14 protein-coding genes are annotated in these 12,321 nt (G+C 74.0%); 9 read left to right on the forward strand and 5 right to left on the reverse strand.

Features of this window, described 5'->3' with window-relative positions; translation table 11 throughout:
* The first annotated feature begins 84 nt into the window (after window positions 1-84).
* Complete coding sequence (locus J2S63_RS07280; protein ID WP_310300573.1) at window positions 85-1,149, forward strand: MGDG synthase family glycosyltransferase; 1,065 nt, start codon at window positions 85-87, stop codon at window positions 1,147-1,149.
* Window positions 1,146-1,907, forward strand: coding sequence for a polysaccharide deacetylase family protein (locus J2S63_RS07285; RefSeq protein WP_310300575.1), 762 nt, complete (start codon window positions 1,146-1,148; stop codon window positions 1,905-1,907). The genes J2S63_RS07280 and J2S63_RS07285 overlap by 4 nt, the downstream gene beginning before the upstream one ends.
* On the opposite strand, the gene J2S63_RS07290 is transcribed toward J2S63_RS07285, so the two are convergent.
* Complete coding sequence (locus tag J2S63_RS07290; protein WP_310300577.1) at window positions 1,865-2,410, reverse strand: cysteine hydrolase family protein; 546 nt, start codon at window positions 2,408-2,410, stop codon at window positions 1,865-1,867. The two genes, J2S63_RS07285 and J2S63_RS07290, sit on opposite strands and share 43 nt — an antisense overlap.
* 65 nt (window positions 2,411-2,475) lie before the next feature.
* Between J2S63_RS07290 and J2S63_RS07295 the strand changes: the two genes are divergently transcribed.
* Both J2S63_RS07295 and J2S63_RS07300 read left to right on the forward strand, forming a co-directional pair.
* A complete protein-coding gene (locus tag J2S63_RS07295) occupies window positions 2,476-3,885 on the forward strand; it encodes an FAD-dependent monooxygenase (RefSeq protein WP_310300580.1) in 1,410 nt (469 codons plus the stop codon).
* A 9-nt stretch (window positions 3,886-3,894) separates the two neighbouring features.
* Window positions 3,895-4,479, forward strand: coding sequence for a GNAT family N-acetyltransferase (locus J2S63_RS07300; protein WP_310300582.1), 585 nt, complete (start codon window positions 3,895-3,897; stop codon window positions 4,477-4,479).
* Window positions 4,480-4,716: 237 nt separating this feature from the next.
* Here J2S63_RS07300 and J2S63_RS07305 read toward each other — a convergent pair whose 3' ends face one another.
* Together J2S63_RS07305 and J2S63_RS07310 are read right to left on the reverse strand one after the other, a co-directional pair.
* The gene (locus J2S63_RS07305) at window positions 4,717-5,007 is read right to left on the reverse strand and encodes a hypothetical protein (RefSeq protein WP_310300587.1); all 291 of its coding nucleotides are present in this window, start codon (window positions 5,005-5,007) and stop codon (window positions 4,717-4,719) included.
* 20 nt (window positions 5,008-5,027) lie between these two features.
* Window positions 5,028-5,327, reverse strand: a complete 300-nt coding sequence (locus tag J2S63_RS07310; protein ID WP_310300590.1) for a hypothetical protein — start codon at window positions 5,325-5,327, stop codon at window positions 5,028-5,030.
* Window positions 5,328-5,434: 107 nt separating this feature from the next.
* Between J2S63_RS07310 and J2S63_RS07315 the strand changes: the two genes are divergently transcribed.
* The 4 genes from J2S63_RS07315 to J2S63_RS07330 all read left to right on the forward strand — a co-directional run bounded on the left by J2S63_RS07315 (window position 5,435) and on the right by J2S63_RS07330 (window position 7,373).
* On the forward strand, window positions 5,435-6,331 hold the full coding sequence (locus tag J2S63_RS07315) for an NAD-dependent protein deacetylase (protein ID WP_310300592.1): 897 nt from the start codon (window positions 5,435-5,437) through the stop codon (window positions 6,329-6,331).
* A gap of 62 nt (window positions 6,332-6,393) precedes the next feature.
* Window positions 6,394-6,591, forward strand: coding sequence for a DUF5999 family protein (locus J2S63_RS07320; protein WP_310300594.1), 198 nt, complete (start codon window positions 6,394-6,396; stop codon window positions 6,589-6,591).
* Between the two features lie 17 nt (window positions 6,592-6,608).
* Complete coding sequence (gene aroQ, locus J2S63_RS07325; RefSeq protein WP_310300597.1) at window positions 6,609-7,043, forward strand: type II 3-dehydroquinate dehydratase; 435 nt, start codon at window positions 6,609-6,611, stop codon at window positions 7,041-7,043.
* 114 nt (window positions 7,044-7,157) lie between these two features.
* Window positions 7,158-7,373, forward strand: a complete 216-nt coding sequence (locus tag J2S63_RS07330; protein WP_310300600.1) for a hypothetical protein — start codon at window positions 7,158-7,160, stop codon at window positions 7,371-7,373.
* A 25-nt stretch (window positions 7,374-7,398) separates the two neighbouring features.
* Here J2S63_RS07330 and J2S63_RS07335 read toward each other — a convergent pair whose 3' ends face one another.
* A complete protein-coding gene (locus tag J2S63_RS07335; RefSeq protein ID WP_310300602.1) occupies window positions 7,399-8,946 on the reverse strand; it encodes an FAD-binding oxidoreductase in 1,548 nt (515 codons plus the stop codon).
* 37 nt (window positions 8,947-8,983) lie between these two features.
* Here J2S63_RS07335 and J2S63_RS07340 point away from each other — a divergent pair, with 37 nt between their 5' ends.
* A complete protein-coding gene (locus J2S63_RS07340) occupies window positions 8,984-10,768 on the forward strand; it encodes an NHL domain-containing thioredoxin family protein (RefSeq protein ID WP_310300605.1) in 1,785 nt (594 codons plus the stop codon).
* A 1-nt stretch (window position 10,769) separates the two neighbouring features.
* Here the strand turns inward: J2S63_RS07340 and J2S63_RS07345 are convergent, their stop codons facing one another.
* The gene (locus J2S63_RS07345) at window positions 10,770-12,257 is read right to left on the reverse strand and encodes a DHA2 family efflux MFS transporter permease subunit (protein ID WP_310300608.1); all 1,488 of its coding nucleotides are present in this window, start codon (window positions 12,255-12,257) and stop codon (window positions 10,770-10,772) included.
* Window positions 12,258-12,321: the final 64 nt, after the last annotated feature.

Below are 12,321 nucleotides of genomic sequence, written 5' to 3' on the forward strand. Positions count from 1 at the left end.
CTGCCCGGCAAGTCGAAGCGGGCTCACAGCCGGCGTCCACCGCTGGTCAGGTGCTCGACAGGTTGGGCTGCGCACCCTTGCGGCATGACCCTCACCGAGGTCGTCGTGGTCTCCGGCAGCTACGGCGCCGGCCACGACGTCGCCGCCGACGCGATCGAGCACCAGCTCCGCCGCGCCGGCCACGCCGTACGCCGTCTGGACGTGGCCGAGGAGCTGCCCTGGCGGCTCGGCCACCTGCTGCGGTGGCTGTACTTCTCCCAGCTGCGCCTGGCGCCCGGCAGCTGGCGCTCCACCCTCGGCTCCCTCGAGCGCGACGGCCTCGCGCTGCGCGTCGTACGACGGCTGCTCAGTCTGCTCGGCGGCCACCTGGTCCGCGAGGTGGCGGGCGCGGGGCTGGTCGTCTCGACGCACCCCTTCGCCTCGCAGGCGCTGGGCGAGGCGCGGGCCCGTGGAGCGCTGGACGTGCCGGTCGTGACCTACCTGACCGATGCCTCCGTCCACCGGCTGTGGGTGCACCCTGCGGTCGACCTGCACCTGGCGATCCACGAGGTCGCCGCCGGCCAGGCCCGCGCGCTCGGCGGGACCGCGGCCGCGGTGCACCCCGCGGTGCCGGAGCCTTCTGGGGCGGTGCCGGACGAGGCCCTTCCCTGGCCCGCCGGCCGGCCGGCCGCCCTCGTCGTCGGCGGCTCGCTCGGCATCGGCGACCTGCACCGCAGCGCCCTCGACCTGCTCGCGACCGGGCTCGTGACCCCGGTGGTGGCCTGCGGGACCAACGACCGGCTGCGGGAGCAGGTCGCCGCCGAGCCCGGCGTGGTCGCGCTCGGCTGGCGCGACGACCTGCCGGCCCTCATGGCCGCGGCCGCCTGCGTGGTGCAGAACGCCGGCGGGATGAGCTCGCTGGAGTCCCTGACCGCTGGCACCCCCACGCTGACCTACCGGCCGATCGCGGGCCACGGGGAGAGCAACGCCGCGGCGCTCGACCGGGCCGGGCTCGTGCCGTGGGTCGCCGACACCGAGGCGTTGCGCAGTGCGCTCGGCCGCGTGCTCCTGACCCGGCGCTGCGCCGACCTGCCGTCGGCCCCGTCGGTCGTGGAGACCCTGGAGACCGTCGGCCTGCTGACCGGCGTCCCGACCCTGGTGGCCGCATGAGGTCGCTGCTGGGCACCGCCACGCTGGCCGCCCTCGCCGCCCCCGCGCTGCCCTCACCCGCCTCGTGGGGCCCGGTCCGCACCGCGCTGACCCCGGCCGTGTGCACGCCGGCGCTGTCCGGGTTGTCGGACCGGCCCCACGTCGCCCTGACCTTCGACGACGGCCCCGACCGCCGGTCGACCCCGCTGTTCCTCCGCACGCTCGACCGGCTCGGCGTGCGCGCCACGTTCTTCGTCCTCGGCCGGCACCTCGCCGACCACGGCCTCGTCGGCGAGATGGCGGCGGCCGGCCACGAGGTCGGCGTGCACGGCTGGGACCACCGTCCCGCCTCGCTGCACGGCCCGCGCCGCCTGCGTGACGACGTCGCCCGCACCCGCGACCTCGTCGAGGACGCGACCGGCCGGCCCGTGCAGTGGCACCGCCCGCCGTACGGCGTGATCACCGGCGCCTCGACCTGGGCCGCCGGACAGGCCGGGCTGCGCACCGTGCTGTGGTCGGCGTGGGGCCGCGACTGGGAGCGCCGGGCGACTCCGAGCACCGTCGTCGCGCTCGTGGAGCAGCAGCTCGAGCCCGGCGGCACCGTGCTGCTCCACGACTCCGACCGCACCTCGGCCCCCGGCTCGTGGCGCACGACGCTGCGCGCGGTCGAGCAGCTCGTGCCGCAGTGGCTCGACCGCGGCCTCGCCGTCGGGCCGCTCGCCGACCACTGGGGCGGCTACGACACCAGGAGGTCCTCGCTGTCGACGACGTCGGCATAGCTGCCGTCGATCGCGGCGAGGAACGCCGCGTGCACGTCGGCGCCCGGGACGGCGCGGCCACGGTGCTCGAGGCCGACAGCGGCGCAGGCGTCGCCGACGACCGTCACGGTGTGGCCGAGGTCCGAGGCGGCTCGCACGCTCGCGTCGATGCACAGGTTGGTCTGCATGCCGACCACCACGAGGTGGTCGACGTCGAGGTCGTCGAGCAGCTCGTCCAGGCCGGTGCCGAGGAACGCGTTGGGGCTGGCCTTCTGCACGACCGGCTCCCCCTCGATCGGGGCGACCAGCGGGTGGATCTCGACGCCCTCGGTGCCGCGGACGAAGAACGGCGCGTCCGGGGAGGCCATCACGTGCTGCACGTGCACGACCGGGAGGCCGGCCGCGCGGAAGCGACCGAGCACCTCCGCCGCGCGCTGCGCTGCGTCCTCCGGGTCCACAAGCGGGAACGCGCCGCCCGGGAAGTAGTCGTTCTGGATGTCGATGACCATCAGTCCGCTCGCCACTTCCAACGTATAGACGCCAGGGGGGCTTGAAACAAGGGCGGGGGGAGGGTCCAGACTCGCCCGCCATGACGTACGACGCGCAGGTGCTGGTGGTCGGAGCGGGCCCGACGGGGATGACCCTCGCCGCGGAACTGAGGTTCCAGGGGGTCCCGGTCACCGTCCTGGAGCGGGACCTCGAGCCGACCCCGCAGGTGCGGTCCCTCGGCCTGCACGCACGCACCCTGGAGGTGCTGGCGATGCGCGGCATCCTCCCGCGCTTCCTGGACCTCGGGACGACGTACCCCGTCGGCGGGGTGTTCGCCGGGGTCGGCGCCGGGCGCCCGCTCGAGCTCGCCGGCCGCCACGCGCACGTGCTCGGGATCCCGCAGACCACGACCGACCGGCTGCTCGAGGAGTGGGCCGTGGGTCTCGGCGCCGACCTGCGGCGAGGGGCCGAGGTGGTCGCGATCGCCCAGGACGACGCCGGGGTCGACGTCACGCTCGCCGACGGCTCGACCCTGCGGGCGGCGTACGTCGTGGGGTGCGACGGCGGGCGGAGCACCGTCCGTCGGCTGCTCGGCATCGGGTTCCCCGGCGAGCCCGCGCGGTCGGAGTGGCTGCTCACCGAGGCCGAGGTCGGGGTGACCCCCGAGGAGGTGACCGCCGCGATGGCGCAGGCGACCCCCGGGCGCGGCGGTGTGGGGCCCGCTCCGCACGCGCCGGGCACCTACCGCGTCGTCCTGCTGACCGACGAGGTCGCGCCGCGGGACGCGCCCCCGCCGACCCTCGACGACGTCAGGGCCCAGCTGCACAAGGCGATCGGCACCGACCTGGGTCTCCACTCGCCGCGGTTCGTCAGCCGGTTCGGGGACGCGACGCGGCTCGCCGAGCGCTACCGCTCGGGCCGCGTGCTGCTCGCCGGCGACGCCGCGCACATCCACCCCCCGGTCGGGGGGCAGGGCCAGAACCTCGGCATCCAGGACGCGGTCAACCTCGGGTGGAAGCTCGCCGCCGCACTGCGCGGCCACGACGTGCTCGACACCTACCAGGCCGAGCGTCGGCCGGTCGCCGCCGACGTCCTCGACACCACGCGGGTGCTGCGCGTGCTGATGTGGGGCGGGGCCGACGGCGCGGCCGTGCGGTCGCTGCTGACCGAGCTCACGGCGTACGACGGCGTGCACCGGCACCTGGTCGAGAAGGTCACGCGCACGGCCACGCGCTACGACCTCGGCGCCGAGGACCCGCTGGTGGGCCGGGCGCTGCCCGACCTCGAGGTGGGCGCGGGCACGCTGTTCGACCTGACCCACGAGGGCCGGTGGCTGCTGCTCGACCCGGCCGGCCGGCACGCGCCGGACCGCCACGGCGTCGACCACGTCGTCGCCGACTGCCCCGCGCTGCCCGCCCCCGCCGTGCTGCTGCGTCCGGACGGGCACGTCGCGTGGGCCGGCGACGGCGACCTGACCGAGATCCTCGACCGGTGGGTCGGTCGCGGCTAGCGTGTGGCGATGGACCTCTCGGACCTCACCGTCGTGCCACTCTCCCCCGACACGTGGGACGCCTTCGAGGCGCTCGTCGAGCGCCACAACGGCATCTTCAGTGGGTGCTGGTGCACCTGGTTCACCTCGCTCGAGCGGGACCCCGAGCGCACCTACGAGTCCAACCGCGAGCTCAAGCGCACGCTCGTCCACAAGGACCGCAACCACGCGGCGCTGGTGATGGACGGTGACGAGGCGGTCGCGTGGGCGGAGTACGGCCCGCCCTGCGAGCTGCCCAACATCCATCACCGCAAGCAGTACGACGAGACCAAGGACCGCGACCCCGACTGGCGGATCACCTGCATCTTCGTCGACCGCCGCTACCGCCGCTCCGGCGTCGCGAAGCTCGCGCTCCAGGGCGCGCTCGACCTGATCGCGGCCTCCGGGGGCGGGCTGGTCGAGGGCTACCCCCACGAGCGGCCGACCAAGAAGGTCTCCTCGTCGTTCCTCTACAACGGCACGCGGCCGATGTACGAGGCGGCGGGGTTCACCTTCGACCGGTCCAAGGGGCTCAAGAACACGGTCATGCGGCGTGAGGTCGCGCCCGCCGGCTGACGGAGCGGAGCCCCTGGTCACCACGTGGCGACGAGGGGCTCCTGCAGGCCGGACGGCTCGAGCAACGCCGTGTCCATCGAGCCGCTTGGGAGGTTCGTCCCGAGCACCGACGGCGTGTCCCCCCGGGGAGCCGACCATCCCAGCCCGAGAGGCTAGGGCGACCCCCGGGAGTGACGCATCCGTTCCCGATCGCGGGCTGGACCACCGGGGCCACGGGCGGGTGAGTGGCCCCGATCCTCAGTGGCCTCCCACCGCCTCACCGACCGCGAAGAACACCACCATGAGCAACGTCAGGCCACCCAGGCCGAGCACGGCGACCGACCGCTCGTGCCGGCGTACGACGGCCACCGCGGCGGTGAGCAGCGACGCGACGGCGAGGCCGACGATCACCGCGACCACCCCGATGCTCAGGGCCCGCCACGAGTCCGGGATCAGCAGGAAGACCGACCAGTACAGCGGGTAGAGCAGCACCGGCAGCAGGAGCCACACGGCCACCCGGCCCATCCGGGTCTCGGGGAGCACGTTCATCTCGACCTCCCTCCATGGGGTCAGCCGGCCACCACCAGCAGGACGACCAGGGCGACGAGGGCGGCCGCGAAGAGCGCCAGGCCGGCGCGTGCGCGGGCCTCGTGCCGGGCCGCCACGAAGGCGACCGGAGTGCCGAAGAAGCCCAGCGGGACGCCCAGCAGGCCGACGACCCTCACCCAGTCGGGCGGGTTGACGTCGGCGCTGAGGCTCACGAGGTAGGCGAACCCCGTCGCGACCACGAAGAGGGCGCCGAGGACCAGGGTGAGCGTGCCCGCGTCCGGCGCGACCGGGCGGCGGACGTGATGTGCCTGGAGGTTCATGACCTCACCACCACCTTCTCCCTCCATCGTCCCGCCGCCGGCGCCTCCACGGGCGGGCGAGGGCTGTCTGGTGCGTCACGGTTGGGTCGCGGGGGATGATCGGACCCGTGACCGGACTCGCGCGCTACCTGGCTCCCCACGAGCCGACCGGTGAGTCCCACGACCCCGAGGCCGCGGTCGAGCTGCTCCGTTCGCGCCGCTTCGTGGCGCTGACCGGGGCCGGGATGTCGACCGACTCGGGCATCCCCGACTACCGCGGACCCGCCAGCGCCGCCCGCAACGGCCGAGCGCCGATGACCTACCAGGAGCTGGTCTCCGGTCCCGCCGCGCAGCAGCGCTACTGGGCGAGGGCCTACGTCGGGTGGGCGCTCATGCGCGACGCGCTGCCCAACGCCGGGCACCACGCGCTGGCCAGGTTCGAGGCCGGCGGCCGGTGTGCCGGCGTGATCACCCAGAACGTCGACGGGCTGCACGAGCAGGCGGGCACCGCCGACGTGGTCGCCTTGCACGGCCGGATCAGCGACGTGGTCTGCCTGTCCTGCGGCGACCGCACCTCCCGCGCGGTCCTCCAGTGCGAGATGGCCGCGGCCAACCCGGGCTGGCTGGAGTCCCACCGCGAGAGCCTCAGCGAGGTGCACGCCCGGCCCGACGGCGACGCCGACGTCGACGACACGCACCGCTTCGTGGTGCCGACCTGCGACCGGTGCGGCGGGTCGCTCAAGCCCGACGTGGTGTTCTTCGGCGAGAACGTCCCGGTCGACCGCGTCCGGCGCTGCCACGACCTGCTCGACCGGTCCGAGGCGCTGCTCGTGCTCGGGTCCTCGCTGACGGTGATGTCGGGGTTCCGCTTCGTGCGCCACGCCGTCTCCCTCGGCCTGCCGGTCGTCGTGGTCAACCGCGGCGCGACCCGCGGGGACGCCCACGCGACGTACAAGGTGGACGGCGGGACCACCGAGTTCCTCACCCACCCCGCCTGGCTCAAGCCGGCGGCAAGCCGGCCCTAAGCGAGGACTAAGTGGCCTGGGTCACAGTCAGCACATCAGCCAGACCGACCGAGGAGCCCGAGATGTTCACCTCCCAGACCACCACCCAGTCCCACACCACCTGCCCCTGCGCCACCGACTCGCGCTGCTGGACCGCCCACGTCGTGGCCGACCACTCCGAGCAGGGCTGGGTCCGCCTGTGCAACGGCGTCGTCGTCTTCGACGACCACTACTACCTGACCCCCGACGGCCACTCCGAGCCCATCCCGGTCGCCGCCTGACGGTGCATGATCGACCCGTGCGCACCACCTACGTCCTCAACGGCCCGAACCTCAACCTGCTCGGGCACCGCGACCCCGACGTCTACGGCACCGCGACCCTCGCCGACGTCGAGCAGCTGTGCCACGACGAGGGCGACCGCCTGGGCCTGCAGGTGATGTGCCGCCAGAGCAACCACGAGGGCACGCTGATCGACTGGATCCACGAGGCCTTCGAGCAGGAGGCCGCGGTCGTCGGCAACTTCGGCGCCTACACCCACACCTCGATCGCGATCATGGACGCACTGGCTGTCGTCCGGGCCCCGGTGGTCGAGGTGCACATCAGCGACATCTACGCCCGCGAGGAGTTCCGCCACACGTCGTACGTCGGGCTGGTCGCCGACGCCCACGTCGTCGGCCGCGGGATCCGGGGCTACGTCGAGGCGCTGGGCAAGGTGGTCGAGCTGTGGACCTGAGCCCCGCATCGCGACGGCGGTCCTGGGCGCCGCTCGTTTTTTTGCCTTCGGGTCAGTGACCTGACGGTCCGCCACCTCGTTCTCCCGGTACACGCGACCGAGGAGGAGAGACCCATGTCGATGCCCGTGACGATGACCACCGACGAGATCGCCCGCGCGCGCTCGGTGTTCCTCGGCGACCAGGCCCGCGCCGCCCGCCACGCCCGCACCGAGGCCTCCGCGACGGCCACCGCCCGCGTGCTCGTCGCGCTCTACCTCGCCCTCGGCGCCTACGCCGTCCTCGCGGTCCTCGGGATCCTCCCCGCCGCCGCCTGGAGCGCCCTGCGCTGAGGCCGAGCACCGCCGCCGGCCCCCGTCAGAACCCCTGCGGCTGGGTGAAGAACCCGTCGGGGTCCCACCCGTGCCGCACGGTCGCCAACCGTGACGCGTTGGTCCCGAAGTAGGCCCGACGGTAGTGCCGCAGGGCGGCGTCGGCGTAGTTGACGTAGGCGTGATCGCCCCAGGTCGGGGTCATCGCCGCTCGGGCGCCCCGCACGAACGCCAGCGCCGTCGACCGGTCGCCGGGGTGGTGGGTCGCGGTGTACTGCACGGTCGCGAGCGCCCTCCGGTGCACGAACGCGGTGTCGCCGGGGGCCGGGTCCGCGACCGCTCCGCCGAGCGAGTCCAGCGAGATGCCGGCCTCGATGAGCCCGGATCCCTGCGCCGCCTCGAGCCGGTCGACGAGGGTCGTGCGGCCCGAGGACGAGGACCGGGCGTAGGCCACGTGGGACGTCCCCGCGAAGTGCTCGCGCTCCAGCGCCCCGCCGGGCCCGGTGTGGCAGCGGTCGACCGGGATGCCGGAGCACCCGGCGTACGCCCTGGTGACGTCGGCGAAGCTCCGCCGGCGTCGCGAGACGGACGTCGGCCGGGGCACGTCGGCGAGGAGGTGGTCGAGCCGCCGGGTCAGCCCGTCGTCGGGCCCGGCCCAGACCACCGCGACGGCGAGGACCGGGCCGTCCGGGTGGCGCTCCCCCCCGAGCCCCTTGGCCGTGGACCACAGGCGGCGGTCGGCCGAGGGCGCCCATGACTCCCAGGCGCGGAGCACGTCGGGCGCGTCGTCGAGGCGCCACTGGAGGTAGGCGGTGGAGACGGTCGGCGCCGCGAAGGTGTCGAAGGTCAGCGAGGTCACCACCCCGAGGTGGCCCCCGCCTCCGCCGCGCAGGGCCCAGAACAGGCCGGGGTTGCGGCGGGCGCTGGCGACCACGACGTCGCCGGACGCCGTCACCATCCGCACCTGGGTGAGGGCGTCGCAGGTCAGCCCGTGCAGGCGGCTGAGGATGCCCTGCCCGCCGCCGAGGGTCAGCCCGGTGATCCCCACGGTCGGGCAGGAGCCGGCCGGCAGCCCGCGGCGCTGCTGCGCGAGGGCGTCGTACACCTTGATCAGCGGCGCCCCGGCGCCCACCGTGGCGTGCACCGAGCCGCCGACCTGCTCGAGCCGCACGCGGGACAGCGGGCGCACGTCGATGACCAGGCGCCCGTCGCCCGCGGACCAGCCGGGGTAGCTGTGTCCCCCCGACCGCAGGGCCACCGGCACGTCGTGGTCGCGGGCGAACCGGATGCCGGTGGCGACGTCGGCGGCCGAGGCCACCGAGAGGACGGCCAGTGGCCGGGCACCGTCGTAGTCGGCGATCTGGACCTTGCGCACCCGGTCGTACGACGCGTCGCCGGGCCGGGCGAGCGTGCCGGCGACGTGCGCGCGCAGCCACGACCAGTCCCGGGCGCGCACGGTCGTGGAGGCCCGGACGGCCGCGCTGCGACCGACCGGGGCGTCGGTGGTGCACCCCGCCAGCGCTGCGGCGCCGCCCAGCAGCAGCGCCCCGCGGCGGCTCAGCCGCTCGTCCCCCCACGTCCCCGACGTGACCATGGAACAAGTGTGCTCCCCGGATTGTCAGACTGGGGTGATGAGCAGCCGCGTCCGTGTCCGTGCCCCCGAGCTGACCGGCCGCGGGTGGCTGAACACCGGCGGTCGTGACCTGGCTCTGGGCGACCTGCGTGGGCGACACGTCCTGATCGATTTTTGGGCCTTCTGCTGCGTGAACTGCCTGCACGTCCTCGACGAGCTGCGGCCGCTGGAGGAGAAGTGGGCCGACGAGCTGGTCGTCGTCGGCGTCCACTCGCCGAAGTTCGTGCACGAGGCCGACCCGGACGCGCTGGCCGCGGCGGTCGAGCGCTACGCGGTCCACCACCCCGTCCTCGACGACCCCGAGCTCGTCACCTGGCGGGCCTACACCGCGCGGGCCTGGCCGACGCTGGTGCTGGTCGACCCCGAGGGCTACGTCGTCGCGCAGTTCGCCGGCGAGGGCCACGCCCACGCGCTCGACGCGCTGCTGACCGAGCTCGTCCCGCTGCACCGGTCACGCGGGACGCTGCAGCCGGGCGACTCGCCGTACGTCCCTCCCGTCGTCGAGCCGGGTGACCTGCGCTTCCCCGCCAAGGCGGTCCCGCTGCCCGGCGGGACCGTGCTCGTCGCCGACGCCGGGCACCACCGGCTCGTCGAGCTCGAGGACGACCTGACCACGGTGCGGCGCTGCATCGGCACGGGCGAGCGCGGCCTGGTCGACGGGCCCGCGCCGGCGTTCTTCGAGCCCAACGGGCTGTGCCTGCTGCCGCCCGAGGTCGCCGAGGAGGTCGGGTACGACGTCGTGGTCGCCGACACCGTCAACCACGCGCTGCGCGGGGTGCGGCTCGACGACGGCTCGGTCGCCACGCTCGCCGGCACGGGCGAGCAGCTCTTCCCCGACGCCCCCGGCCAGGAGGGCCGGCTGAGCAGCCCGTGGGACGTCGCGTGGTGGCAGGACCGGGTGTGGGTCGCGATGGCCGGGGTCCACCAGCTGTGGACCTTCGACCCGCGCACGGGCACGACCGGGGTCGCGGCCGGCACGACCAACGAGGGGCTCCTCGACGGTCCGCTCACCGCGGCCTGGCTCGCGCAGACCTCCGGTCTCGCGGCGGCCGGCGACCGGCTCTGGCTGGCCGACTCCGAGACCTCGAGCATCCGGTGGGTCGCGGACGGAGCCCTGCACACCGCTGTCGGCACCGGGCTCTTCGACTTCGGCCTGCGCGACGGTCCGGCCGACCAGGCACTGCTCCAGCACCCGCTCGGTGTAACCGTCCTGCCGGACGGGTCGGTGGCGGTCTGCGACACCTACAACGGCGCCGTCCGGCGTCTGGCCGACGGGCGGGTGACCACCCTCGCCACCGGGCTGGCCGAGCCCAGCGGGGCGTTCGTCGACGGCGACACCCTGGTCGTGGTCGAGTCGGCCGCGCACCGGCTGACCCGGGTCTCCCTCGCGGGGGTGGTCGAGGTGGACGGCTTCGCCCACCGCACCCAGCGTCCGGTGACCGAGGTCGCGGCCGGCGCGGTGGAGGTCGTCGTGGACTTCACCCCGCCGCCGGGCCAGAAGGTCGACGACCGGTTCGGGCCCCCCTCCCAGCTGCTCGTCTCCGCGACCCCGCCCGCCCTGATCCGGCAGGGCGAGGGCCGCGGGTCCGACCTGCGCCGCACGGTCGTGCTCGACGCGAGCGTCGGGGACGGCGTGCTCCACGTGGCCGCCCGGGCCGCCTCGTGCGACGTCGAGGGCGGGGAAGGAGCCGCGTGCTACCTCCACCAGCAGGACTGGGGCGTGCCGGTGAAGGTGACCGACAGCGGCACCACACGGTTGGTGCTGCCGCTGTCGGCCTCCTGACTCAGTGCATCGGCACCGCGGCCGAGGCCGTGGAGGTCTCCGGGGTCGCCCCGGGGTCGCTCTTGCGCCGCGGCAGCAAGTACGCCGGGATCAGCGTCAGCGCGACCAGCACGAACGCCACCCAGAACGAGGTCGCGAACGCGTCGCTGCCCCCGGCCGGGGTCCGCACCCCCTTGAGCTGGTTGGTGAGCACGACCGAGAGGACGGCCACGCCGACCGAGCTGGCGATCTGCTGGGTGATGTTGAGCAGCGTCGACCCGCGCGCCACCTGGTGCGGGGTGAGCGTGCGCAGCGCCGCGGTGAACAGCGGCATCATGGTGCCGCCCATGCCGAGGCCCATCACGAACAGCGTGCCCATGAGGAAGACGTAGGACGTGTCGGCGGTGACCTGGGTCAGACCGAACATGCCCAGCAGGATCACCACGATCGCCACCGGGGTGATGCGCCCGATCGGGACCCGGTCGGACAGCGCACCGGCGATGGGCATGGTCAGCATCGCGCCGATGCCCTGGGGAGCGACGAGCAGGCCGGCGTGGAGGGCGTCCTCGCCGCGCACCTGCTGGAAGTAGGTCGGCACGAGCAGCAGGCCACCGAAGAACGCGCCGGCGAACATGAACATCGTGATCGTCGAGACCGTGAGGTTGCGGTCGACGAACAGCCGCAGGTCGAGCAGCGGGTGCTCGGGGCGGAACGAGTGCCAGACGAAGGCGAGGATCAGCACGACGCCGATGACCATCGAGACCCACACGCGGGGGGCGGTGACGGTGCCCTTCTCGGGGATCGAGGAGACGCCGAAGAGGAACAGCGCCAGGCCCGGCGACATGAGCAGCATGCCGAGGAAGTCGAAGGACTCCGAGGGCTCGGGGGCGTCGGAGGGCAGCGCCCACACGGCGTAGGAGATCGCGGCGACGCCCAGCGGGACGTTGATCAGGAAGATCCAGTGCCAGCTCGCCGAGTCGATCAGCCAGCCGCCGATGATCGGGCCGAGGATCGGGCCGAGCAGCATCGGGACGCCGAGGATCGCCATCAGGCGGCCCATGCGGTGCGGGCCGGCCGCCTTGGTCATGATCGTCATGCCGACGGGCATGAGCATGCCGCCGCCCAGGCCCTGCAGGACGCGGAAGGCGATGAGGCTGTTGATGTCCCACGCGACCGAGCACAGCGCGGAGCCCAGCGCGAACAGCGCGATCGCGGAGATGTAGAGGCGCTTGGTGCCGAAGCGGTCGGCGGCCCACCCGGACAGCGGGATCACCGTCGCGAGCGCGAGGGTGTAGCCGGTGACGGTCCACGCGACGTGGGAGTAGGCGATCGGCGCGGGGCCGTCGGAGAAGACCTTCTGGAAGGTCGGGAGCGCGACGTTGACGACGGTGATGTCGAGGATCGACATGATCGCGCCGAGCACGACGACGCCGGCGACCTTGAGCACCTGGGCGTCGATCGCGTCGGGCAGGTCGGGGGACGGTTCGTTCTTGTTGAGCTGGACAGACATCTCTCTCCTCCACGGGGGCGTCTGAGATCCCAGCAGGGGCCACCGACGTTTTTGTTCCCGTCCC

Origin of the sequence: Nocardioides marmoribigeumensis (genome assembly GCF_031458325.1) — a bacterium.
In the GTDB taxonomy this organism is placed as follows: Bacteria; Actinomycetota; Actinomycetes; order Propionibacteriales; family Nocardioidaceae; genus Marmoricola_A; species Marmoricola_A marmoribigeumensis.

Excerpts from the sequence above, each read along its gene's own strand:
- J2S63_RS07280 (WP_310300573.1), top strand. The coding sequence starts at position 85 with ATGACCCTCACCGAGGTCGTCGTGGTCTCCGGCAGCTACGGCGCCGGC.
- J2S63_RS07285 (WP_310300575.1), top strand. The coding sequence starts at position 1,146 with ATGAGGTCGCTGCTGGGCACCGCCACGCTGGCCGCCCTCGCCGCCCCC.
- J2S63_RS07295 (WP_310300580.1), top strand. The coding sequence starts at position 2,476 with ATGACGTACGACGCGCAGGTGCTGGTGGTCGGAGCGGGCCCGACGGGG.
- J2S63_RS07300 (WP_310300582.1), top strand. The coding sequence starts at position 3,895 with ATGGACCTCTCGGACCTCACCGTCGTGCCACTCTCCCCCGACACGTGG.
- J2S63_RS07305 (WP_310300587.1), bottom strand. The coding sequence starts at position 5,007 with ATGAACGTGCTCCCCGAGACCCGGATGGGCCGGGTGGCCGTGTGGCTC.
- J2S63_RS07310 (WP_310300590.1), bottom strand. The coding sequence starts at position 5,327 with ATGAACCTCCAGGCACATCACGTCCGCCGCCCGGTCGCGCCGGACGCG.
- J2S63_RS07320 (WP_310300594.1), top strand. The coding sequence starts at position 6,394 with ATGTTCACCTCCCAGACCACCACCCAGTCCCACACCACCTGCCCCTGC.
- J2S63_RS07330 (WP_310300600.1), top strand. The coding sequence starts at position 7,158 with ATGTCGATGCCCGTGACGATGACCACCGACGAGATCGCCCGCGCGCGC.
- J2S63_RS07335 (WP_310300602.1), bottom strand. The coding sequence starts at position 8,946 with ATGGTCACGTCGGGGACGTGGGGGGACGAGCGGCTGAGCCGCCGCGGG.
- J2S63_RS07340 (WP_310300605.1), top strand. The coding sequence starts at position 8,984 with ATGAGCAGCCGCGTCCGTGTCCGTGCCCCCGAGCTGACCGGCCGCGGG.
- J2S63_RS07345 (WP_310300608.1), bottom strand. The coding sequence starts at position 12,257 with ATGTCTGTCCAGCTCAACAAGAACGAACCGTCCCCCGACCTGCCCGAC.